The organism is Saccharopolyspora galaxeae (genome assembly GCF_016526145.1).
In the GTDB taxonomy this organism is placed as follows: domain Bacteria; phylum Actinomycetota; class Actinomycetes; order Mycobacteriales; family Pseudonocardiaceae; genus Saccharopolyspora_C; species Saccharopolyspora_C galaxeae.
On record NZ_JADDUE010000007.1, the window covers coordinates 148,366 to 170,637 of the forward strand.

Here is a 22,272-nt window from a genome sequence, read left to right on the forward strand (position 1 = left end):
AGGCCCCGGATCAGGTTGGCCGTGTTCCATTGTAACTGCGCTCGCCGAGTGCGGTTCCGCTGCAAGGTGGAGATCCGTCCCGTCGCAGCGCAAATACGGCGCTCGCCGGGTCCGGCGAATGGCGCACCGGGGAAATGCCGCCGCATCGCCCCGGTCGGCCGTGCGGCTCAGTTCCCGGCGCCCGCCGCGGCCGCCGCGGCGGCGCCCACGATCCCGGCGTCGTTCTTCAGCGAGGCCGGCACGATCGGGGTCCGGGTCTCCAGCAGCGGCAGCCACTTGTGCTGCTTCTTGCTGACCCCGCCGCCCGCGATGATCAGGTCCGGCCACAGGAAGGATTCCAGCGCCTGGATGTAGCGGCTCACCCGCGGCGCCCACTCCGGGTAGGACAGGTCGAGGTCGTCCTTGACCGACGCGGCCGCCTGCTTCTCCGCGTCGTGCCCGTCGACCTCGATGTGCCCGAACTCGGTGTTCGGCACCAGCTTGCCGTCCACGAACATCGCGCTGCCGATGCCGGTGCCGAAGGTCAGCACCACCACCAGGCCGGAAGCGCCTGCGCCCGCACCGGAGCGCATCTCGGCCAGCCCGGCGGCGTCGGCGTCGTTGAGCACGACCACCTCCGACCGGTCCTGGCCCAGCCGCTCGGCGAACAACCCCTGCGCGTCGGTGCCGATCCAGCTCTTGTCGATGTTCGCGGCGGTGTGCGCGGTGCCCTGCTTGACCACGCAGGGCAGCGTGACCCCGACGGGCCCGCTCCAGCCGAACTTCTCGACGATCTCGGCGACCGCGTCCGCGACCGCCTCCGGTGTCGAAGGGTGCGGCGTGGGAATCCGCATACGCTCTTCGGCCAGCACCCCACCGTCGATGTCCACCGGACATCCTTTGATGCCGGACCCGCCGACGTCCACGCCGAAACCGCGGGCAGTGCCCATGCCCGATCCTTCCTATTCGATTCAGACCAAGGTGTGCAGACCTTAACCGCGCTGTGTTGCGATGTGAATGTGGGATTGACAGCCAACGTGCATACCGAAACTCTGCGCACCGCCGCGGTGCAGGTCGCAGAAGAGGCCGCCGAGCTGGCGCGCAGCATCCGCGACGAGTCGGTGACCGGCGCCGCGGTGCACACCAAGAGCACCGAAACCGACGTCGTGACCGCAGCGGACCGCGCAGCCGAGCGGCTGGTGCGGGACCGGCTCGCCGAACTGCGGCCGGGTGAGTCGGTCCTCGGCGAGGAGGAAGGCGGCGCGGCCGCGCTGGAAGGCCTGCGCTGGGTCGTCGACCCGATCGACGGCACCGTCAACTACCTGTACGGCTTCCCCTGGTACGCGGTGTCCCTGGCCGCCCAGATCGACGGCCGTTCGGTGGCGGGAGCGGTCGTGGAGCCGGTGTCCGGGCGCGTGTGGAGCGCGGCAGAGGGCGCCGGTGCGCACTGCGACGGCGTGCGGTTGAGCGTTTCCGCGGCGGACCGGCTGGACCTGGCGCTGGTCGGCACCGGCTTCGCCTACGACCCCCGCCGCAGGCGCGCGCAGGCGGCGGCGACGGCGGAACTGCTCGGCGAGGTCCGCGACATCCGCCGGTCGGGCGCGGCTTCGCTGGACCTGTGCGCGGTCGCGGCCGGCTGGATCGACGCCTACTTCGAGGTCGGGCTCAAGCGCTGGGACTGGGCTGCCGGCGCGTTGATCGCGCAGGAAGCGGGCGCGCAGCTGCGGCTGCCGGGCGGAGATTCCGCCGACGGGCTCGGCGACGAGGCGCTGCTGTGCGCGGCGCCGGGAGTGGCCGACGAGCTGACCGGTGCTTTGGTGCGCGCGGGAGCGGGCGCGGTGTGATCAGCGCGAAACCGCCCCGCCGAGCGGATCGGCGGGGCGGTCGGTGCGGTTTCAGCAGGAGACGTCGCGGGCGGCGGTCATCAGCTCGTTGCTGATCTGCGGTGGCCGCGCCTCCTGCGCTGCGCCGCCCTGCGGCGCCCAGTTCTTCAGCTCCTGCAGCACCTGCCGCGCCTGGGGAGTGCTCTTGATGTCGTCGAATTCCGCGCCCAGCGCCAGGTCCAGCGACGCGTCCGGACGGTCGTCGCGCACCAGCTGCGCGCACGGCACCATCAGGCTCAGCGTGCGGGCGGACGGGGCTCCGGCGCCGCCGAAGCGGATCTGCCCGTGGCAGTTGAGGTCGTAGGCCGGGTAGACCGAGTCGTTGTCCGGCTCGCCGCCCGGCGCGAACCCGAGGTTGGTCAGCTCCTGGCTGATCAACGACGCCTGGTTCGCCTCCCCGTTGCCGTTGAGCACCCGCACCCGGATGTCCTGCGGTGGCGCCGGGCTGGTCTGGTCCAGCGCGGTGCGGCCGAGCATCTGCCCCACCGGAACCTGCTGCTCGCCGGGTGGTGATGCGGCGGTCGGCGGCCCGGGCATGTTGCACCGGGTCGCGGTCTCAGTGGTCTCGGCGGTCTCGAACACCCGGGTCCACACGAAGCCGGACAGCACCACGAGCAGCCCCAGCACCAGCAGGGCGGGCAGTGGCCGGCGTCGCCGGTATCGCGGACCCTGACGGCCCCACCGTGAACTCGCGGCAGACACGTCCTGCCACCCTCCTTGCCGTTGCCGTGACCGGATCGGACGTTCGCCGATCAGCCTATGCGTTAGCGGTTCGTTCCGCGCCGCCGGACGGCCTCTCGTGTCGTGCCCTGCGGACGGCGGTGCGGGTGCCCAGGTGAGCCGCGCGGAGATGCCGACCGCACGGTGGTGCTACACACGCCACACCTATGGGTGACCTGGTGCGTCTTTTGCGTTGCGATGGGCTACCCTCTCGGCGCCTCGGGCAGTGACGGCGAGCGGGAACGGCTCGTTTCGGGGGTACTTGGGGCGCAGCAGCGAGATCACCGTCACGCAAGCCCTCGGGCACAAATGAGGGCCCTGGAACGTTTACCAGCGGCACACCATTGCAGTCTCCACTATCGCAGGGGTGAATCACGATGGCGACCGACTACGACGCTCCGCGCCGCAGCGAGTCCGAGGAAATGACCGAGGACTCGCTGGAAGAACTCAAGGCGCGGCGCAACGACGCGCAATCCGGCGTCGTCGACGCCGATGAATCGGAGATCGCGGAGAACTTCGAGCTGCCGGGCGCCGACCTGTCCGGTGAGGAGATGACCGTCAAGGTCCTGCCCAAGCAGGCCGACGAGTTCACCTGCGCCAGCTGCTTCCTGGTGCACCACCGCAGCAGGCTGGCCGAGGAGCGCAACGGCGGGCTGATCTGCCGCGATTGCGCTGCTTGAGCCGGGCGCGGCGGACGCCGGGCGCGCCGGATCCGGCTAGCAGGCGCCGTCGTCGGTCCGGCCGCGGGCGGGCTCGGCGGCGTGCGAGCACGGAGCCGGGGAAAGCAAGTGCGGACGCGGACGGGATCGGCCGGGGCTCGCCCCGACGGCCGAACACGAACCTGGGCACACGCAGGGGGCGTGGGCCCAGGTTCGTCGTATCTGCGGGTGCTTTCGGGTACCGCGCTCGCCCGGTGAAAACAACCGGGACCCAATTCGGCGAGGGAAATCCCTTTCCCGGCAAATTTGTTCAGCGGCGCAGCGCGGCGGCCAAACGTTCCGGTCGCCTGCTGCTGATGACCCAGTACGGCGTCGGGTCATCAGGGTCGTCGAGCCACACCCGAACCGAGGATTTCACCCAGGGCCGGTGCACCACGAAAGCGGCCGGGTCCAGTTCCGGGCCGAGCGCGCGCCGCTTGTCCGCGGCGGGCACCACCTCGGCCCCTTCGATGAACCGCAGCGGCAGGTGCGCATCGCCGACCCAGAGCTCCCCGCCGGAGATCTCGACCCTGGTGCGGCCCAGCCACAGCGGCACCGCGATCGCGGCCGGGATCAGCACCACGTAGGGCAGCCACGCCCGCACGCCCGGGTGGCCCATGTGCACCTCTGCGGCCAGCAGCACGGCGATGATCAGCGGTAGCGGCCAGGTCCACCAGGACGCGAACAGCCGCTCCCGATACTCCGCCGGCTCGCCGCCGCTGCCCCGCTCGGCGTTTTCCCGTTCGGTGCTCCCCGCCTCGGCATTTCCACCCTCGGGATTCCCCTGACCGGGGGTGTCCTGGCGGGGGGTGGCTGCTTCTGCGCTTTCCGACACGCCTCCAGGGTAGTCTCGCGGCCCGTGCCGAACGTGAAGGTCCTGTTGACCCGTCTCGACCCCGATCTCCCGCCGCCGTCCTACGCCCGCTCCGGTGATGCCGGGGCGGATCTGGTGACGACCAGCGACGTGCTGCTGCAGCCCGGTGAGCGCGCGCTCGTCGGCACCGGTGTCGCGCTGGCGCTGCCGGAGGGCTACGCCGGTTTCGTGCATCCGCGCTCCGGGCTCGCCGCGCGGGCCGGGCTCGGCGTGGTGAACGCGCCGGGGACGGTGGATGCGGGATACCGGGGTGAGATCCGGGTATGCCTGATCAATCATGACCGCGCGGAGCCGCTGTCGCTGCGCCGCGGCGACCGCATCGCGCAACTCGTCGTGCAGCGCGTGGAGCACGCGGTGTTCGAGGAGGTCGACGAGCTGCCCGAGTCGCAGCGGGGTGCCGGTGGCCACGGGTCCACCGGTGGCCACGAGGTGCTGACGGCCCCGGCAGGGGCCGAACACAGGACGGAGGTCTGAGGGGATGTTCGGATTGGGCCGCCGCGGGCGAGGCCCGCAGGCCGAGGACGCCGCGCAGCCCGGGGAAGCCGACGGGTACGAGTTCGGTGCCGGTGCCGAGTCGGGCATCGGGCCGTACGACCTCACCGAACTGCCGGATTCCGATTCGGTGCAGCGGCTCGACCTGGGATCGGTCCGGCTACCGGTGCCGGAGGGCAGTCAGCTGCAGGTCGAAGTCGACCCCACCGGGCCGGTGCGCGCGGTGCACCTGGTGACCCAGGTGGGCCGGTTGACGGTGAGCGCGTTCGCCGCACCGCGCAGCGCCGGGCTCTGGCCCGAGGTCCGCATGGAACTGGCCGACCAGTTGCGCAAGGACGGCGCGAAGGTCGGGCAGCAGGACGGCGAGTGGGGACCGGAGCTGATCGCCGACTCGCAGCAGGCCGTGCTGCGGTTCGTCGGGGTGGACGGGCCGCGCTGGATGGTGCGGGGCGTCGCCGCCGGGCCCGCCGAGCACGCCGAAGCGTGCACGAAGCTGCTGTACTCGGTGCTCGACGACACCGTCGTCGTTCGCGGTGAGGACCCGTTGCCGGTGCGCACGCCGCTGCCGATCGAGCTGCCGGACAGCATCGCGCGGCACATCCAGCAGGCCCAGGGCGGCCAGCAAGAGGCCTGATCGGTCACGGCCGGAAGCTCCTGGCGGAGCTCCGCGCGCTCGTTGCGAGCGCCGGTGGGGATCTCGATCGAGTGATCAATTTCCAAATGCCGCCAGGGTGGCGACCGGCCGCCGCGCGCGGGCTACGCTGGTGTTCGGGCGCAGCCCGGCGGACCCCCGGCGAGACCGGAACCCCCGGCGAAACCGGAGCCTGCTGCGAAACCGGAGCCCGCCGAACGATTCGCGGATCGGTGGCGGGTTCCGCGCGGACCCGGACCGGCCCGGCAAGATCCAACCCTTCGAAGTCGAGTGCCCAGGCGCACGGGAGCGCTAGCGATGAGCAACACCGGGGGCGGCTACTGGCGCCGCCTCGTACGCCGGTTGACCAGCGATGTCGCCGAGCTCGACGCCGACGACCTCTCGGAGCGCTCGCAGGCGAGCGGGGCCCAGCGGGCCTGCGACTGCGAGTGCGGGCAGGAAGCCGTGGTGCTGGGCAGGCTGCGCAGCGTCGACATGTCGCCGAAGGCTTCGGCTCCGACGCTGGAGGCCGAACTCTTCGACGGCACCGAGGGCGTCACGCTCGTCTGGCTCGGCCGCCGCCGGATCACCGGCATCGAACCCGGCCGCACCATCAAGGCCCGCGGCCGCATCGCGGTCCGCGACGGCCGCAAAGTGCTTTACAACCCCTACTACGAGTTGCAGAACACCGCATGAGCGAACGCGACATCCCGGACCCGGACGCACGGCCCGCCACGCCCGAATCCGCTCCGGAAGCATCCGGCACGGCGTCCGCGGGCGGGACGGCCGCGCCGGAGCAGACCTTGCTGGAGCAGATGGGCGGGGTCGCCGGCCTCGCCTACTCGGCGGTGCCCATCGTGGTGTTCGTCGTGGTCAACGCGTTGACCGGGCTGATGCCCGCGATCTGGTCGGCGATCGGGGTGGCGGTGGCCATCGCGGTGTACCGCCTGGTGCGCAGGGAGCCGCTGCAGCCGGCGATCTCCGGTCTGCTCGGGGTCGCGGTGTGCTCCTACATCGCTTACCGCTCCGGTGATGCCAAGGGCTTCTTCCTGCTCGGGATCTACACGAGCCTGGTCTACGGCGGCGCGTTCCTGGTGTCGGTGCTGGTGCGCTGGCCGCTGGTCGGGGTGGCGTGGTCGCTGCTCAACGGGCTCGGCATGGATTGGCGCAACCAGCGGCGGGCGATGACGGGCTACGACCTGGCGACGATGGCGTGGGTCGTGGTGTTCGGCGCGAAGTACATCGTCCAGCAGTGGCTCTACAACGAGGACGCGACGGGATGGCTGGCGTTCGCCCGGATCGCGATGGGCTATCCGCTGACCGGACTGGCGCTGATCGTGACGGTGTGGGCGGTGCGCCGCGCGGGCAAGGTCGCGGAGGAGGTCGCCGAGCAGGAGGCGGCCGCCGACCGGGCTGCGTACGCGCGCTACGCGGGTGGCTCGATCGCGCCTGAGACGGGCGGTTCCGGCGCGGCGCAGTGATCGCCGGGATGATGACCCGCACGGCCTGAGTTCCGCGGTCGTGGGCGCGCGGCGACGCCGTCGTCACGATCGCGGTGCGGTCAGTTCTGCAAGCCCTCGCCGACGTGCACCGCGTCCCGGATCTTGTGCTCCACGTCCGCGGTTGCCACGAACAGCATCTCGTCCCCGGCTTCCACCGGGTCGTCCGGCTGCGGGACGATCACCCGCCCGCCGCGGAGGATCGTCACCAGCGCGGCGTCCGAGGGCAGTGCCAGGTCCCGCACGCGGCGGCCTGCCAGCGGCGTGCTGTCCGGCAGCGTGATCTCCACCAGGTTCGCCTGGCCCTGCCGCAGGGTCATCAGCCGCACCAGGTCGCCGACGTTGACCGCTTCCTCGACCATCGCCGCGAGCATCCGCGGCGTGGAAACCGCGACGTCCACGCCCCAGGCCTCGGTGAACAGCCACTCGTTGCGCGGGTCGTTGACCCGGGCGACCACGCGGCGGACCGCGAACTCGGTCTTGGCCAGCAGCGAGACCACGAGGTTGACCTTGTCGTCGCCGGTGGCGGCGATGACCACGTCGCAGGACTGCAGCCCGGACTCCTCCAGCGAGGCCAGTTCGCAGGCGTCGGCGAGCACCCACTCCGCGTCCGGGATGTCCCGCGGCAGGTAGTTGCGGGAGCTGCGTTCGAGCAGCATCACCCGGTGGTCGCCTTCGAGCAGCTCGCGGGCGATGGACTGGCCGACCGCGCCCGCGCCTGCGATCGCGATGCGCATCAGTGGCCCTCCTCGTCGGGTGCGCGCAGTGCGGCGGCGGTGACGTCGGTGACGGTCCCGGACAGCGCCGCGACGTAGATCGTGTCGTCGGCCTGGATGACCGTGCGCGGCTCCGGCAGCACGCCGTTGCCGAAGCGCATGACGAATGCCACGCGAGCGCCGATGGTGTTCTCCAGCTCCGGGATCCGGTGGCCCACCCAGTCTTCGTGCAGCGGTAGTTGCAGCACCGCGACCGTGCCGGACGGTTCGCGCCACGCCGTGGCCACGCCCTCCGGCAGCAGCATCCGCAGGAACCGGTCGGTCGTCCACGGCACGGTGGCCACGGTGGGGATGCCCAGGCGCTGGTAGACCTCGGCGCGCTTGGGGTCGTAGATGCGGGCCACGACGTGCTCCACGCCGAAGGTCTCCCGCGCCACCCGGGCGGCCACGATGTTGGAGTTGTCGCCGTTGGAGACTGCGGCGAATGCCGCCGCCCCCTCGATGCCCGCCTCGATCAGCACGTCCCGGTCGAAACCGTTGCCGGTGACCTGCAAGCCGGTGAAGTCCTTGCCCAGCCGGTGGAACGACTGGTCGTCCTTGTCCACCACCGCGACGGTGTGGTCGAGCCGCTGCAGGGCCGTGGCCAGGGAAGACCCGACCCGGCCGCAGCCCAGGATCACGACGTGCACGGCCTGTCTCCTTGTCCTGCTCGTGCGGCACGACGTGCCGCCGCGTCGCGCCTGCGTGACGGTACCCCGGCAGGAAAGGGCGCGGTGTCCCGCGCACGCCGCGGCCGGGACCGCCGCTTTCGGCGGATGCACCGTATCCGAGCGCACGCCGCGGTGGTGCCGGGGCCGCGCCCGCGGGCGCACGGGCGCGGCAACGTGCGAAAAGCGAGCGCTTACGCTCATGGCCGTGTTCAAGCTCGCGACCGCGACGAAACGCCTGCTGGTGGGGCAACCGTTCCGCAGCGACCGGTTGTCGCACACGCTGCTGCCCAAGCGGCTGGCGCTGCCGGTGTTCGCCTCCGACGCGATGTCGTCGGTGGCCTACGCGCCGGAGGAACTGTTCCTGGTGCTGTCGGTGGCGGGACTGTCGGCCTACGCGCTGACGCCGTGGTTGGGTGCGCTGGTCGCGCTGGTGATGCTCACCGTGGTGGCCAGCTACCGGCAGAACGTGCGCGCCTACCCGTCCGGTGGCGGGGACTACGAGGTCGCCACCAAGAACCTGGGGCGGCGCGCGGGATTGACGGTGGGCAGCGCGCTGCTGGTGGACTACGTGCTCACGGTTGCCGTGTCGATCTCGTCGGCGGCCGCGAACATCGGTGCGCTGATCCCGTTCGTGGGCACGCACAAGGTGTGGTTCGCGGTGGCCGCGATCGTCGTGCTGACCGCGATCAACCTGCGCGGGCTGCGCGAGTCCGGGGGATTCCTGGCGGTGCCGGTGTACGCCTTCCTGCTCGGCGTGCTCGGCATGATCGCGTTCGGGCTGTTCCGCGCGCTCGTGCTCGGCCACGAGATGCGCGCCGAGAGCGCTTCGGTGCAGATCGCCCCGGACGAGACGCAGGTGGCCGGGCTGGCGTTCGTGTTCCTGGTGATGCGGGCGTTCTCGCAGGGTGCCGCGGCGCTGACCGGCGTGGAAGCGATCAGCAACGGGGTGCCCGCGTTCCGCAAGCCGAAGTCCCGGAACGCGGCGACGACGCTGCTGATGATGGGCGCGATCTCGGTCATCATGCTGATGGGGCTGATCTCCCTGGCGCAGTACACCGGGGTGCGCATCGCGGAGGACCCGGTGCACCAGATCATCGGCGCACCGCCCGGCTACGTGCAGCAGACGATGATCGCCCAGATCGCCGCCGCGGTGTTCAACGTCTTCCCGCCCGGCGTCTACTACGTCACCGCCTGCACCGCGATCATCCTGGTGCTGGCGGCGAACACCGCGTTCAACGGCTTCCCCGTGCTGGGGTCGATCCTGGCGCAGGACCGCTACCTGCCGCGGCAGTTCCACACCCGCGGCGACCGGCTGGCGTTCTCCAACGGCATCGTGTTCCTGGCGGTGTTCGCGGCGGTGCTGGTGATGGCCTTCGACGCCGAGGTCACCCAGCTCGTGCAGCTCTACGTGGTGGGCGTGTTCGTGTCGTTCACGGTGAGCCAGACCGGGATGGTGCGGCACTGGAACCGGTTGCTGCGCACGGAGAAGGACGTCTCGCAGCGGCGGCGGATGCGCCGCTCGCAGGCGATCAACGCCTTCGGGCTGGTGATGACCGGCTCGGTGCTGGTGATCGTGCTGGCCACGAAGCTGGCCAAGGGCGCGTGGATCGCACTGGCGGCGATGGCGGCGATCTACCTGCTGATGACCGCGATCCGGCGGCACTACGACTCGGTGCAGGAGGAGCTGGCCCAGTACGACGAGCCGGCCGTGCTGCCGTCGCGGAACTACGCGCTGGTGCTGGTGTCCCAGGTGCACCTGCCGACGCTGCGCGCGTTGGCCTACGCGCGGGCGACCCGCCCGGACACGCTGGAGGCGATCACGGTCAACGTGGACGACGCGGGCACCAGGGAACTCACCTCCGCCTGGGAGTCGAAGGACCTGCCGGTGCCGTTGAAGGTCATCGAGTCGCCGTACCGCGAGGTGACCCGGCCGCTGATCGAATACGTCAAGCGGATCCGCCGCAACAGCCCCCGCGACGTGGTCACCGTGTTCATCCCGGAGTACGTCGTCGGACACTGGTGGGAGCAGCTGCTGCACAACCAGAGCGCGCTGCGGCTCAAGGGCCGGTTGCTGTTCGAGCCGGGCGTGATGGTGACCAGCGTGCCGTGGCAGCTCGCGTCGTCGACGCGGGCCAAGCAGCGCGCCAAGCAACGGGTGATGCCGGGCGCGCTGCGGCGCGGCCTGGGTGAGACGAAGGGGAACGAACGCCGGTGACCGGCAAACTCGACTGGACCGGCAAGCGTCTGAAACTCGACGTGGGACCGGTCGCCCACGGCGGGCACTGCGTGGCCCGCCACGAAGGCCGGGTGGTGTTCGTGCGGCACGCGCTACCCGGTGAGGTGGTGCTGGCGGAGGTCACCGAGGACCCCGGCAAGGGGTTCTGCCGGGCCGACGCGGTGGAGGTGTTCACCGCGGCCGAGGGCCGGGTGCAGCCGCCCTGCCCGCTGGCGGACATGTCGCGGGGCCGGGACCGCTGCGGCGGCTGCGACTGGCAGCACGCGGATCCGGTCACGCAGCGCGAGCTGAAGGCGGCGGTGGTCCGCGAGCAGCTGCAGCGCATCGCCGGTCTGGATCGCGAGGTCGTGGTCCGGGAACTGCCGGGCGGTCCGCTGCGCTGGCGCACCCGCGTCCGGCTGGCGGTGGACCGGGTGGGGCGTCCCGGTTTCCATCCGCACCGCAGCCACCGGGTGCTGCCGGTCGCGGACTGCCCGATCACGGTGCCGGGCGCGCTGGACGGCGTCACCGACCGGGAGTGGCCGAGCGGCGCGGAGCTCGAGGTCGTGGCCGACGCGCAGGGCGAAGTGCACGTCGCGCAGCGGGAGAAGGCGCCGCAGCGCCGCAGGGGCAAGCGCGGCGCGGTGATCTCCACGCAGGTCGAGGGATCGGGCGTGGCGCGCGAGCAGGCCGCCGGGCGGAACTGGGAACTCGCCGCGGACGGCTTCTGGCAGGTGCACCCGGCCGCAGCGGACACCTTCGCCGAGACGGTCCGCCGGATGGCTGCGGTGCCCGGCGGTGGTGTGGCCTGGGATCTCTACGGCGGAGTCGGCTTGTTCGCCGCGGTGCTGGCCGAGCAGACCGGACCGGCCGGTTCGGTGCTCGTGGTCGAGTCCTCCCGCCGCGCCACCGAGGACGCGGTCGCGAACCTGCGGGACCTTCCGCAGGTGTCGTTCCGGGCCGGAGCGGTCGAGGACGTGCTCGCCGACGAATCCTTGCCGCGGCCGGACGTGGCAGTGCTCGACCCGCCGCGCAAGGGCGCGGGCCGGGCGGTGGTCGAGGCCGTGTGCGCGCGGCGGCCGGCGCGAGTGGTGCACGTGGCCTGCGACCCGGCTGCCCTGGCGCGCGACGTCGGCCTGTTCGCCGAGCACGGATACCGGCTCGCTGAGCTCGAGGCGTTCGACGCCTTCCCGATGACGCACCACGTGGAGTGCATCGCGCTGCTCGAACCCGTGGCGCCCGGCCGGCCGCGAGAAGCGTGATCGAGCTGCCCGGAAAGTGTGGTAGTCGGTCCACCCGTCCGAGGGATGTACCTGCGAATCCGCGGCGTTCGGGGCCGTTTCCGTTACCTGTGCAGCGTGTTCACGCGTTGCCGGATTCCCGCGGACCGGTGATCCGGAGCGGGCGCAGGCCTGCGTACCTTGTCCGGGGCGGGTGGCCGCGCTCCGTAGACTGGTCGGGGCCGCCTGCGGCGGAGAGCACTCCCGGAACCCGTGCGAACCGGGTTGAGCACAAGCATTGCTGGATGACGAGCGAGGTGGAGCGGTGACGCTGCTGGAATCCGTGCAAGGTCCGGCCGACCTGAAACGACTCGAGCACGGTGAGCTGGTGGAGCTGGCCGCCGAGATCCGGTCGTTCCTGGTCGAGAAGGTCTCCCGCACCGGCGGCCACCTCGGCCCCAACCTCGGCGCGGTGGAGCTGACGCTGTCGCTGCACCGGGTTTTCGACTCGCCGCGGGACGCGCTCGTGTTCGACACCGGGCACCAGTCCTACGTGCACAAGATGGTCACCGGCCGGCAGCAGGGCTTCGACCGGCTGCGCAAGAAGGACGGGCTGGCGCCCTACCCGTCGCGGGCGGAGAGCGAGCACGACCTGGTGGAGAACTCGCACGCCTCCACCTCGTTGTCCTACGCCGACGGGCTGGCGCGCTCGTTCCAGCTCACCGGCGGCGGCAGGCACGCCGTCGCGGTCGTCGGCGACGGCGCGCTGACCGGCGGGATGTGCTGGGAGGCGCTGAACAACATCGCCGCCGACCAGGAACGCCCGCTGGTGATCGTGGTCAACGACAACGGCCGGTCCTACGCCCCGACGATCGGCGGGCTGGCCGAGCACCTGGCGGCGCTGCGGCTCAACCCCGGCTACGAGAAGGCGCTGGAAAGCGGCAGGCGCACGCTGCGCAACCTGCCGGTGGTGGGGCGCCCGCTCTACACCGGGCTGCACGCGGCGAAGTCCGGGCTCAAGGACGCCTTCAGCCCGCAGGTGATGTTCTCCGACCTCGGCATCAAATACCTCGGTCCGGTCGACGGGCACGACATGCGCGCCATGGAGCAGGCGCTGCAGATGGCCCGCTCGTTCGGCGGCCCGGTGATCGTGCACGCGGTGACCCGCAAGGGCAACGGTTTCGCGCCCGCCGAGAACCACGAGGCCGACCAGATGCACCAGGTCAAGGTGATCGATCCGGAGACCGGGGCGCCCACCAAGCCCGCGCCGACGAGCTGGACGAACGTCTACTCCGACGAGCTGGTGCGCATCGGCGCCGAACGCTCCGACGTGGTGGCGCTGACCGCGGCGATGCTCGGGCCGACCGGACTGGACAAGTTCGCCAAGGCGTACCCGGAGCGCTGCTTCGACGTGGGCATCGCCGAGCAGCACGCGATGACCTCGGCCGCGGGCATGGCGATGGGCGGGCTGCACCCGGTGTTCGCGGTGTACTCGACGTTCCTGAACCGGGCCTTCGACCAGCTGCTGCTGGACGTGGCGCTGCACCGGCAGCCGGTCACGGTGACCTTGGACCGCTCCGGGATCACCGGTGACGACGGTCCGAGCCACAACGGCATGTGGGACCTGTCGATCCTCGGCGTGATCCCCGGCATCCGGGTGGCCGCGCCGCGCGACGCGGTCACGTTGCGGGAGGAACTGCGGGAGGCCGTGGCCGTCGACGACGGGCCCACGGTGGTGCGGTTCTCGAAGGGCTCGGTCATCGAAGAGGTCCCCGCCGTGGAGCGGGTCGGCGGTGTGGACGTGCTGCACCGGCCTGATCGCGGTGAGCGCAGCGATGTGCTGCTGGCCGTGGTCGGCGCGTTCGGCGAGGCGGCGGTCGCCGCGGCCCGGCGGCTGTCCGCGCAGGGCATCGGCGTCACCGTCGTGGACCCGCGCTGGGTGCTGCCGGTGCCGGAGCAGGTCGTGACCATGGTCGGCGAGCACGAGCTGGTGGTCACGCTGGAGGACTGCGGCAGGCACGGCGGCTTCGGCTGGTCGCTGGCGGCGGCGCTGCGGGACGCGGGGATCGACGTGCCGTTGCGGGACCTGGCGGTGCCGAACGAATTCCCGGAGCACGCCTCGCGCGAGGAGGTGCTCGCCGAACTCGGCCTGACCGAGCAGCAGGTGGCCCGGCAGATCACCGAGTGGGTCGCCGACCGGTTGCGTGCCGCGCAGCGCGAGTCCATCGGCGACACGCTCAGCCGCGAGGCCTGACCGCTGATCTTCCCGGGCGGTGGTTCCCGGACGGCCGCGGCAGCACCGCGACCCGCGGTCCCGCCCAGCACGCGACCCGTCTCCGCGTTGAGGTGGGGACACCACGTCGTTCGTTCGGATGGACGTTGGTTTCCCCGCCTCGGTGCGGCAGCATCGAGCCCAGCGGTCCCACGGTGCGGGAGGCGAGATGGGCGGCGGGCGAACGGATTCCGATGACCGGTCCGGTGCCGACGTCCCGACGTCCGCGCAGGTGTGGAACTACTGGCAGGGCGGTTCGGAACACGGCTCGGCCGGCCGCGAAGCGGGCGAGCGGGGGCGGCTGGCGTTTCCCGGCGTGGTCGACGTGGCCCGCTCCAGCCGGGCGTTCATCACCCGCTCCGTGCGCTTCCTCGTCGGCGAGGCCGGTGTCGACCAGGTGCTGGACGTCGGCCCCGGCCTGCCGACGGCGAACCCGACGCACGAGATCGTCGAACGGATCAGCCGACACGCCCGGGTCGGCTACGTCGACGTCGACCCGCAGGTCCGGCAGCGCTACCAGGAGCTGCTCGGCGAGCAGCCGCGGCACGCCGTCCTCGACGCCGACATGTGCGATCCGCGGTCGACCCTGCTTCGCGTCGCGGAGTCCTTCGATCTGAACCGCCCGGTCGGGCTCATGCTGATGGGCGTGCTCGGGCACGCGGGCGACGATGAACAGGTGCTGCGGGTGGTGCACGGCCTGGTCGGCGGCCTCGCCTCCGGCAGCTACCTCGCCGTTCACGAGACGCTCGACACCGACCCCGAGGCAGCGCGAGCGGCCGCGGAGTACGCCGCGACCGGTGCGCCGCAGTACCTCCTGCGCAGTCCGGAGGTGGTGGCGGACTACTTCCGCGGCCTGGACCTCGTCGATCCCGGGCTGGTGCCCTGCCACCAGTGGCGACCCGACGGCGCGGAGCCCGCTGCGGAGCACTTCTCCCGCTGCGCCGTGGGCCGCAAACCGTAGATCCCGTCTGTTGCGCGGTCTGCGTCCACACCCGCGTGTCCTGGCCCGACCCGCGAACCTGCTCCGCGGCGATACGCGAATCCGGAGTATCCGCCGAGCGCCCGCCGGGCGCTGATCCGGACCGGCACGGCTGTGGCACGGTGAACAGGTGCGAATCCTTGTCGTGGAGGACGAGCAGCCGCTGGCGGACGCCGTCGCTCGCGGGCTGCGCCGAGAGGGCATGGCCGTGGACGTCGCCTACGACGGCGCCGACGGCCAGGAGAAGGCCGCGATCACCCGCTACGACGTGATCGTGCTGGACCGGGACCTGCCGGTGCTGTCCGGGGACCAGTTGTGCCGCGAGGTGGTGGCTTCCGGCGAGCTGACCCGTGTGCTCATGCTGACGGCCAGCGCCGCGGTGCAGGACCGGGTGGACGGGCTGTCGCTCGGTGCCGACGACTACTTGGCCAAACCGTTCGCGTTCCCGGAGTTGACCGCGCGGGTGCGCGCGCTGGGCAGGCGCGCCACACCGGCCGTCCCGCCGCTGCTGACCGCACGGGAGCTGTCGCTGGACCCGGCGCGGCGGGTGGTCTCCCGCGACGGCGCCGAGGTCGACCTGACGCGCAAGGAGTTCGGGGTCCTGGAAGTGCTGCTCGCCGCGGGCGGCGCCGTGGTCAGTTCCGAGGAGCTGCTGGAACGGGTGTGGGACGAGAACGCCGACCCGTTCACCACCACGGTGCGGGTCACGGTGATGACGTTGCGCAAGAAGCTCGGCGAGCCCGGCGTGATCGAAACCGTCGTCGGCTCCGGCTACCAGGTGCCCACGGCGGCCCGCACCGAGTACGAGTGAGCGCCGGCCAACGAGTGAGCGCCGGGCGCCGGCTGATCCGCCGCGGTCCCGGCCTGCGGGTGCGGTTGACGCTGCTGGCGACCGGGCTGGTCGCCGCGGTGAGCGGATTGCTGCTGTGGCTGGGATGGATGCTGGCGGGCAACGTCGTCGCCGCGGTTCCGCGATTGCCACCGGGCAGCCGGGTGCGGGTGGCCGGGGCGGAGGTGCCCGCGGAGAACCTGGGCGCCGCGTTGCGCAGCGCCGCACGCGATCAGGTGCTGACCATCGGCGGGATCGCGTTCGTCGCGGTGGTCGCGGCGGCCGCGGTGCTGGCGTGGACCGTCACCGGACGCGTGCTGCGGCCGTTGCAAGAGGTCACCGGCTCGGCGCGGCGGCTGTCCGCGGAGTCGCTGGACGAGCGGATCGAGCTGACCGGTCCGCGCGACGAGGTGGCCGAGCTGGCGGACACCTTCGACGCGATGCTGGACCGGTTGCAGGCCGCGTTCGATTCGCAGCGGCGGTTCGTCGCCAACGCCAGCCACGAGCTGCGCACTCCGCTGTCGGTGCTGCGCACCGAGCTGGACGTGACGCTGTCCGACCCGGACGCCGACGCCGCGGAGCTGCGCCGGATGGCGACCGTGGTGCGCGAGGCCACCACCCGCGCGGAACGCTTGGTCGAGGCGCTGCTGCTGCTCGCCCGCACGGAGGGGGCCGAGCTCGCCACCCGCGAGCCGGTGGACTTGGACGAGGTGGTCACCCGCGCCTGGAACGGCGTGCGCGACGAGGCAGCGGCCCGCTCGCTGCAGCTGACCCGCACGGCCGGGCGGTCGCTGGTGCAGGGTGATCCGGCACTGCTGGAGCGGGTGGCGGGCAACCTGCTGGAGAACGCGGTGCGGCACAACGTCGACGGCGGCTGGGTCGAGGTCAGTACCGGGGAGGGAACGCTCCGGGTCGCTTCCTCCGGGCCGGTGATCGACGCGGATCAGGTCGACGCCCTGTTCGATCCGTTCCGCCGCGCCGGCATCCAGCGAACCGCCCGCACCGGGGCCGGGCTCGGCCTGTCCATCGTCCGAGCCGCCGTCACCGCCCACGAAGGTCACCTGCACGCCAGTCCTGTCAACACCGGCGGCCTCGCCATCACCGTCTCCTTTCCACCTCGCCAGTAGGCGAAAAGGTGGTGCGGGCCGAACTACGCTGACGGACATGAGCGCTTCTGAGGCCTGAACGGCGCCGGTGTTGATCGGGAGAGCTACCGCCGCGGATACCGCAAATGCGCGAGGTCGAGCTCGACGGGTACCGGACCAGCCGTCATCGTCTGGGGACCGTCGCCGAGCTTGATGTGGTCCTCCAGCTCGTAGCGACGCCCGATCAATCGGTAGGTGACCAGCTCGGTCGGCCCGATCTCGTCCTGGGCGATGCTCCAGAAGAACGGGATCTTCTTGCGCTCGCAGCCGTCGAACTTGCCACGTTGCTCGATGGACGTGTTGCCGGGGGACCAGATCTCGCCAACGAGCAGCACATCCGAGGCGGCGAACTTCGTGCCGATCGGCGCTACGCCGAGCACCGCGAAGTCCGGGTTGATGGCGGTGCGGTAGGGCGTGCTGACTTCCACTCCGATGCCGCTCAGCGCGGTCAGGTCCGATCTCTCCGCGGCAGCGATCGCCGCATCGAACGCGTTGAGGATGCGCTTTTCCGCGAACTGGTGCTGTCCGGTGGGGGCGGGTGTCACGAGCCAGTAGCCCTCGATCAGCTCCAGGCGCGAACCGTCTTCGCGAGGGGGCAGCACACGCCAGTCCTCGACCGTGAAAGGTCCGAGTTCGTGCTGCACCAGCGCGACCACTGGTCATCACCTCGTCTCGTCCGGGACGCGGCCATCGTGACAGTCCAAGCTTAGGCACGAACGAGTCCGATGCCTACATCACGGACGGTGAAATGGCTCGTCGTGGGCCGATGAAGAAGTCACGAGATCGTGTTCGGAGATCCACTTCCGGACGACGAAGGGCCGGGGCGAACGGATCGCCCCGGCCCCGCGTGGTCCCGCTGATCAGGCGGTCGGCACCGAGGCCACGCCCCGCGGCAGGAACCGCTTGCCGTTGACCTGCTCGGCGTGCCCAGCGCGGTCCAGGTACGGCGTGATGCCGCCCAGCCAGAACGGCCAGCCCGCGCCGAGGATCATGCACAGGTCGAGGTCGTGCGGCTCGGCGACGACCTCCTCGTCGAGCATCAGCTGCGCTTCCTCGGCCAGCGCCCGCAGCGCCCGCTCCCGCACCTGCTCCTCGGTGGACGGGTTCGAGCCCTGCACCCACAGCTCGGCGACCTCGGGGTCGAGAACCTGGTTGCCCGCTTCGTCGGACTGCCACACGGCGGTCTTGCCCGCCTTGACGAACCGGTCCAGGTTGTCGCTGAGCCCGAAGCGGTCCGGGTAGGCGGCGTGCATCGTCTCGTTGACGTGCTGCGCCACCGCCGGGCCGACCAGTTGCAGCAGCACCAGCGGGCTCATCGGCAGCCCCAGCGGGGTCAGCGCGCGATCGGCCACGTCGAACGGGGTGCCTTCGTCGACCGTCGCGATGATCTCGCCCATGAACCGCGTCAGCAGCCGGTTCACCACGAACGCCGGGGCGTCGGAGACCAGCACGCTGGACTTCTTCAGCTGCTTGCTCACCGAGAACGCGGTGGCCAGCGCGCCGTCATCGGTCTTGGCGCCGCGCACGACCTCCAGCAGCGGCAGCACCGCGACCGGGTTGAAGAAGTGGAAGCCCACGACCCGCTCGGGGTTGTTCAGCTGCGCGGCCATCTCGCTGATCGACAGCGAGGAGGTGTTGGTGGCCAGGATCGCCTCGGGGGAGACGTGCTGCTCCAGCTCGCCGAACACCTTCTGCTTGACCGACATCTCCTCGAAGACCGCTTCGATGACGAAGTCGGCGTCGGCGAACGCCGCCTTGTCCAGCGAGCCGGTGACCAGCGCCTTGAGCCGGTTGGTCGCGTCCGGCGACAACCGCCCCTTGCCCGCCAGCTTGTCGATCTCGCCGTGGATGTAGGCCACGCCCTTGTCGATGCGCCCCTGGTCCACGTCGGTGATCACCACCGGCACCTGCAGCCGCCGCACGAACAGCAGCGCGAGCTGCCCGGCCATCAGCCCGGCGCCGACCACGCCGACCTTGTTGACCTCGCGGGCCAGCGACTTGTCCGGGGCCCCGGCCGGTTTCTTGGCGCGCTTCTGGGTCAGGTCGAACGAGTACAGCCCGGCGCGCAGCTCGTCCGACATCAGCGCGTCGGCAAGCGCCTCGGTCTCGGCGGCGTAGCCGGCGTCGAGGTCGTTGCCGCGGGCCAGCTCGATCAGCTCGACGGCCCTGGTCACCGCGGGCGAGGCGCCCTGGGTGCGGGCCTGCACGATCCCCTTGGCGCGCTCGACGGCGTCATCCCACGCCTGGCCGCGGTCGACCTCCGGACGCTGGACGGTCTGCTCGCCGTTCGCGACGCGCACCGCCCAGCGCACCGACTCCTCCAGGAAGTCGGCGCTGCCCAGCAGCTCGTCGAAGATGCCCAGGCCGGTGGCCTTCTTCGCGTCGAGCATCTTGTTCTGGTTCAGCGAGTTCTCGATGATCACGCTGACCGCGGAGTCGGCGCCGATCAGGTTCGGCAGCAGCTGCGTGCCGCCCCAGCCGGGGAACAACCCGAGGAAGCACTCCGGGAACGCGACCGCCGAGACGCCCTCGGACACGGTCCGGTAGTGGCAGGACAGCGCGAGTTCCAGCCCGCCGCCCAGCGTCGCCCCGTTGACGAACGCGAAGGTCGGGATCGTCGACTCGGTCAGCCGCCGGAACACGTCGTGCCCGGTCTTGGCCACTTGGTGCGCGTGCTCGCGCTGGGAGATCTGCCCGATCCCGGACAGGTCCGCGCCCACGGCGAACACGAACGGCTTGCCGGTGACCGCGATCGCGGCGGGCTCGGCGGCGAACGCCTCGTCCAGCGCGGTGTTCAGCGAAGTCAGCCCGCCAGGGCCGAACGTGGACGGCTTGGTGTGGTCGTGGCCGTTGTCGATGGTGATCAGCGCTAGTTTGCCGCGCAGTCCCGGCACGTCCAGCAGCCGGGTGCGGGCCTCGGTGACGACCTCGTCCGGGAACAGCGCTGCGAAGTCGGTCTGCGTGCTCACTCCGCGCCCCCTGCGGTGTCGAAGTTCGGGTTCTCCCAGATGACCGTGCCGCCCATGCCGAAACCGATGCACATGGTGGTCAGGCCGTAGCGCACCTCGGGGTGCTCGGCGAAGTGCCGGGACAGCTGCGTCATCAGCCGCACCCCGGAGGAGGCCAGCGGATGGCCGCAGGCGATCGCCCCGCCCCACGGGTTCACCCGCGCGTCGTCGTCGGCGATGCCGAAGTGCTCCAGGAACGCCAGCACCTGCACCGCGAACGCCTCGTTGATCTCGAACAGGCCGATGTCGTCGATGCTCAGGCCCGCGCGCTGCAGCGCCTTCTCGGTGGCCGGGACCGGCCCGACACCCATCACCTCGGGTTCCACCCCGGCGAAGGAGTAGCCGACCAGCTTCATCCCGATCGGCAGGCCCAGCGAGCGGGCGGTGTCGCCGTCGGCGACCAGGCAGCCGGTGGCGCCGTCGTTGAGCCCGGCGGCGTTGCCCGGGGTGACCCGGCCGTGCGGGCGGAACGGCGTCTTCAGCCCGGACAGCGAATCCGCGGTGGTGCCCGGCCGCGGCGGCTCGTCCGCGGCGGCCAGGCCCCAGCCCTGCTCGGCGGAGCGGGTGGAGACCGGCACCAGGTCGGCGGAGATCTTGCCCGCCAGCGCGGCCTGCTCGTAGCGCTGCTGGCTCAGCGCCGCGTAAGCGTCGGTGCGCTCCTTGGTCAGGCTGGGGTAGCGGTCGTGCACGTTCTCCGCGGTGGAGCCCATGACCAGCGCGGACGGGTCCACGATGTTGTCCGCGACGTAGCGCGGGTTCGGGTCCACGCCCTCGCCCATCGGGTGGTTGCCCATGTGCTCGACGCCGCCCGCGATGGCCACGTCGTAGGCGCCGAACCCGATGCCGCCCGCGACGCTGGTCACCGCGGTCATCGCCCCGGCGCACATCCGGTCGATGGCGAAGCCGGGCACCGACTGCGGCAACCCGGCCAGCAGCGAGGCGCTGCGGCCGATGGTCAGCCCCTGGTCGCCGATCTGGGTGGTCGCGGCGATCGCGACCTCGTCGATGCGTTCCGGCGGCAGCTCGGGATGCCGCCGCAGCAGCTCGCGGATGACCTTGACAACCATGTCGTCGGCGCGGGTTTCGGCGTAGTAGCCCTTCTTGCCTGCCTTGCCGAACGGCGTGCGGACGCCGTCGACGAAGACCACGTCCCGTACGGCACGTGCTGCGCTGCGCGAGTCGGCTGGCGCCGACGCGGGTGCGGCCACGGCGTGCTCCTCACTGTTCACTGTGGACTGTCTGGCTCGTTGCCCGGCTTCGCTCGTGGTCGCGGGCGGCGATCGCCGGAACCCGCGGGCCGCTACTGGCCGGTAACTGCACCCTAGCGCCCATTACCCGCCGGTAACCACCGGGCTCGTGCACCGCTTCCAGCCGGTACCTGTCTGGTCGATCACAGCAGGCTGCGCGGTGTCAGCTGGGACGGAAGCGGCCGTGATCCCTGGACGGCGAATCAGGCACCGGCCCCGAGGAACCGCCGGATGCGATCGGCCACGAGCGGGTAGTCCGCATCGAACCAGAGCAGGTGCGAATCGGCATCGCTGATCAGCAGCTCTGCGTTGGGCAGCGCACGCACCCACGCCAGAGCCTGCGCCATGGGCACCGCGCCGTCGCCGCGAGCGGCGACGACCAGGCATGGTTGCTCGAACGACGGCACCGAACCGGAGCAGGTGCGCAGGTCGTTGCGGAAGCCGCGGCCCGAACGCATCCGCGAGTGGACCTCGGCTAAACCGGCCCGGCGGTCGTCGTCGAGAGCGGCGAACACCTCGGCGGGCGGGCGGTTCGAAAGCCCGCCCAGCAGTGTCCGCAGCCCGGTTGCGGGAGCGATCCGCAGCAGTGCCCGCACGGCGGTCCACGTCACGGTCTCCACACCAGGTGCGAACACGACCCGCCCTACCAGCCTGGTTCGCCGGTCCGGCCACGGAAGCGGACCGACGGCGCACTCCAGCACGACCCGCCGGACGAGGTGCGGGTGCCGCGACGCGAGCGCAGCCGCCGTCGGGCCACCTGCCGAGGCGCCCACGACGGCTTCGATCCGCCGCAGACCCAGCCGTTCGCACAACCGAGCGGTGACGTCCGCGAACGCGGCCGGGGACGCGCCGACCTCCAGCGGAGTCCGGCCGTAGCCGGGTCGCGAGGGGATGAGCACCGAACGGCCCTCGGCGAACACGTCCTCGCCGAGCCGGAGGCCGGCCCGCATGTGCCCGCCGTGCAAGACCACGACGGTCGATTCGCCGCCGCCGGTCAGCCGGTACTCGACCGGGCCGGTCGGGAGGTCCGCGATTTCGGTCCCTTCACCCGCGTGCTCCGCCTTGTCCGGCCGCGTGGTCATCCCAGCGCCGCGGTCGGTTCGGGACGCGGGAGCCCGCGCGACGTGGGGAGAGGAGCTGCGCGGCGTTCTCCGC

General features: G+C 71.5%; 21 protein-coding genes. 12 read left to right on the forward strand and 9 right to left on the reverse strand.

Annotated elements, in window-relative coordinates:
• Window positions 1-167: 167 nt before the first annotated feature.
• Window positions 168-929 (reverse strand): polyphosphate--glucose phosphotransferase, encoded by a 762-nt coding sequence (ppgK, locus tag INP57_RS17335; protein WP_200071283.1) that lies wholly within the window; start codon window positions 927-929, stop codon window positions 168-170.
• A gap of 87 nt (window positions 930-1,016) precedes the next feature.
• On the opposite strand from ppgK, the gene INP57_RS17340 reads away from it, so the two are divergent.
• Complete coding sequence (locus INP57_RS17340; protein ID WP_307850133.1) at window positions 1,017-1,823, forward strand: inositol monophosphatase family protein; 807 nt, start codon at window positions 1,017-1,019, stop codon at window positions 1,821-1,823.
• 51 nt (window positions 1,824-1,874) lie between these two features.
• Here INP57_RS17340 and cei read toward each other — a convergent pair whose 3' ends face one another.
• On the reverse strand, window positions 1,875-2,564 hold the full coding sequence (gene cei, locus INP57_RS17345; protein WP_200071284.1) for an envelope integrity protein Cei: 690 nt from the start codon (window positions 2,562-2,564) through the stop codon (window positions 1,875-1,877).
• A 395-nt stretch (window positions 2,565-2,959) separates the two neighbouring features.
• Here cei and INP57_RS17350 point away from each other — a divergent pair, with 395 nt between their 5' ends.
• Complete coding sequence (locus INP57_RS17350) at window positions 2,960-3,262, forward strand: DUF4193 domain-containing protein (protein ID WP_200071285.1); 303 nt, start codon at window positions 2,960-2,962, stop codon at window positions 3,260-3,262.
• 289 nt (window positions 3,263-3,551) lie between these two features.
• Here the strand turns inward: INP57_RS17350 and INP57_RS17355 are convergent, their stop codons facing one another.
• Window positions 3,552-4,115, reverse strand: a complete 564-nt coding sequence (locus INP57_RS17355) for a DUF3093 domain-containing protein (RefSeq protein WP_200071286.1) — start codon at window positions 4,113-4,115, stop codon at window positions 3,552-3,554.
• A 24-nt stretch (window positions 4,116-4,139) separates the two neighbouring features.
• Here INP57_RS17355 and dut point away from each other — a divergent pair, with 24 nt between their 5' ends.
• The 4 genes from dut to INP57_RS17375 all read left to right on the forward strand — a co-directional run bounded on the left by dut (window position 4,140) and on the right by INP57_RS17375 (window position 6,758).
• The gene (dut, locus tag INP57_RS17360; RefSeq protein ID WP_200071287.1) at window positions 4,140-4,628 is read left to right on the forward strand and encodes a dUTP diphosphatase; all 489 of its coding nucleotides are present in this window, start codon (window positions 4,140-4,142) and stop codon (window positions 4,626-4,628) included.
• Between the two features lie 4 nt (window positions 4,629-4,632).
• Entirely contained in the window at window positions 4,633-5,280 is a 648-nt protein-coding gene (locus INP57_RS17365; RefSeq protein ID WP_200071288.1) for a DUF3710 domain-containing protein, read from the forward strand.
• A 315-nt stretch (window positions 5,281-5,595) separates the two neighbouring features.
• Window positions 5,596-5,973 carry an OB-fold nucleic acid binding domain-containing protein gene (locus INP57_RS17370; RefSeq protein WP_200071289.1) on the forward strand — a complete coding sequence of 126 codons (378 nt, stop codon included), beginning with the start codon at window positions 5,596-5,598 and terminating at the stop codon, window positions 5,971-5,973.
• Entirely contained in the window at window positions 5,970-6,758 is a 789-nt protein-coding gene (locus INP57_RS17375) for a DUF3159 domain-containing protein (RefSeq protein WP_200071290.1), read from the forward strand. The genes INP57_RS17370 and INP57_RS17375 overlap by 4 nt, the downstream gene beginning before the upstream one ends.
• 80 nt (window positions 6,759-6,838) lie before the next feature.
• On the opposite strand, the gene INP57_RS17380 is transcribed toward INP57_RS17375, so the two are convergent.
• Both INP57_RS17380 and INP57_RS17385 read right to left on the reverse strand, forming a co-directional pair.
• Entirely contained in the window at window positions 6,839-7,513 is a 675-nt protein-coding gene (locus INP57_RS17380) for a potassium channel family protein (RefSeq protein ID WP_200071291.1), read from the reverse strand.
• Entirely contained in the window at window positions 7,513-8,181 is a 669-nt protein-coding gene (locus INP57_RS17385; RefSeq protein ID WP_200071292.1) for a potassium channel family protein, read from the reverse strand. The genes INP57_RS17380 and INP57_RS17385 overlap by 1 nt, the downstream gene beginning before the upstream one ends.
• Before the next feature lie 226 nt (window positions 8,182-8,407).
• On the opposite strand from INP57_RS17385, the gene INP57_RS17390 reads away from it, so the two are divergent.
• From INP57_RS17390 to INP57_RS17415, 6 genes are all read left to right on the forward strand, one after another.
• Entirely contained in the window at window positions 8,408-10,417 is a 2,010-nt protein-coding gene (locus INP57_RS17390; protein ID WP_200071293.1) for an APC family permease, read from the forward strand.
• Window positions 10,414-11,679: a class I SAM-dependent RNA methyltransferase gene (locus INP57_RS17395; RefSeq protein ID WP_200071294.1), complete on the forward strand. Its 1,266-nt coding sequence runs from the start codon at window positions 10,414-10,416 to the stop codon at window positions 11,677-11,679. Before INP57_RS17390 ends, INP57_RS17395 begins: the two co-directional genes overlap by 4 nt.
• A 283-nt stretch (window positions 11,680-11,962) precedes the next feature.
• A complete protein-coding gene (gene dxs, locus INP57_RS17400) occupies window positions 11,963-13,891 on the forward strand; it encodes a 1-deoxy-D-xylulose-5-phosphate synthase (protein ID WP_200071295.1) in 1,929 nt (642 codons plus the stop codon).
• 187 nt (window positions 13,892-14,078) lie between these two features.
• Entirely contained in the window at window positions 14,079-14,870 is a 792-nt protein-coding gene (locus INP57_RS17405; protein ID WP_200071296.1) for an SAM-dependent methyltransferase, read from the forward strand.
• A gap of 148 nt (window positions 14,871-15,018) precedes the next feature.
• Window positions 15,019-15,699, forward strand: a complete 681-nt coding sequence (locus tag INP57_RS17410) for a response regulator transcription factor (RefSeq protein WP_200071297.1) — start codon at window positions 15,019-15,021, stop codon at window positions 15,697-15,699.
• A 14-nt stretch (window positions 15,700-15,713) separates the two neighbouring features.
• On the forward strand, window positions 15,714-16,844 hold the full coding sequence (locus INP57_RS17415; RefSeq protein ID WP_307850134.1) for a sensor histidine kinase: 1,131 nt from the start codon (window positions 15,714-15,716) through the stop codon (window positions 16,842-16,844).
• A gap of 83 nt (window positions 16,845-16,927) precedes the next feature.
• Here INP57_RS17415 and INP57_RS17420 read toward each other — a convergent pair whose 3' ends face one another.
• From INP57_RS17420 to INP57_RS17435, 4 genes are all read right to left on the reverse strand, one after another.
• Window positions 16,928-17,518: a Uma2 family endonuclease gene (locus INP57_RS17420; RefSeq protein ID WP_307850135.1), complete on the reverse strand. Its 591-nt coding sequence runs from the start codon at window positions 17,516-17,518 to the stop codon at window positions 16,928-16,930.
• A 204-nt stretch (window positions 17,519-17,722) separates the two neighbouring features.
• Window positions 17,723-19,831 carry a 3-hydroxyacyl-CoA dehydrogenase NAD-binding domain-containing protein gene (locus INP57_RS17425; RefSeq protein WP_200071298.1) on the reverse strand — a complete coding sequence of 703 codons (2,109 nt, stop codon included), beginning with the start codon at window positions 19,829-19,831 and terminating at the stop codon, window positions 17,723-17,725.
• Window positions 19,828-21,078 (reverse strand): thiolase family protein, encoded by a 1,251-nt coding sequence (locus INP57_RS17430; RefSeq protein ID WP_200071299.1) that lies wholly within the window; start codon window positions 21,076-21,078, stop codon window positions 19,828-19,830. Before INP57_RS17430 ends, INP57_RS17425 begins: the two co-directional genes overlap by 4 nt.
• A 242-nt stretch (window positions 21,079-21,320) precedes the next feature.
• Window positions 21,321-22,199, reverse strand: a complete 879-nt coding sequence (locus INP57_RS17435; RefSeq protein ID WP_200071300.1) for an alpha/beta fold hydrolase — start codon at window positions 22,197-22,199, stop codon at window positions 21,321-21,323.
• Between the last annotated feature and the right edge of the window lie 73 nt (window positions 22,200-22,272).

What these genes read in the sequence shown, in the direction of transcription:
- INP57_RS17350 (WP_200071285.1), top strand. Translation starts at nt 2,960, where the DNA reads ATGGCGACCGACTACGACGCTCCGCGCCGCAGCGAGTCCGAGGAAATG.
- INP57_RS17365 (WP_200071288.1), top strand. Translation starts at nt 4,633, where the DNA reads ATGTTCGGATTGGGCCGCCGCGGGCGAGGCCCGCAGGCCGAGGACGCC.
- INP57_RS17370 (WP_200071289.1), top strand. Translation starts at nt 5,596, where the DNA reads ATGAGCAACACCGGGGGCGGCTACTGGCGCCGCCTCGTACGCCGGTTG.
- INP57_RS17375 (WP_200071290.1), top strand. Translation starts at nt 5,970, where the DNA reads ATGAGCGAACGCGACATCCCGGACCCGGACGCACGGCCCGCCACGCCC.
- INP57_RS17435 (WP_200071300.1), bottom strand. Translation starts at nt 22,199, where the DNA reads ATGACCACGCGGCCGGACAAGGCGGAGCACGCGGGTGAAGGGACCGAA.
- INP57_RS17405 (WP_200071296.1), top strand. Translation starts at nt 14,079, where the DNA reads ATGGGCGGCGGGCGAACGGATTCCGATGACCGGTCCGGTGCCGACGTC.
- ppgK (WP_200071283.1), bottom strand. Translation starts at nt 929, where the DNA reads ATGGGCACTGCCCGCGGTTTCGGCGTGGACGTCGGCGGGTCCGGCATC.
- INP57_RS17380 (WP_200071291.1), bottom strand. Translation starts at nt 7,513, where the DNA reads ATGCGCATCGCGATCGCAGGCGCGGGCGCGGTCGGCCAGTCCATCGCC.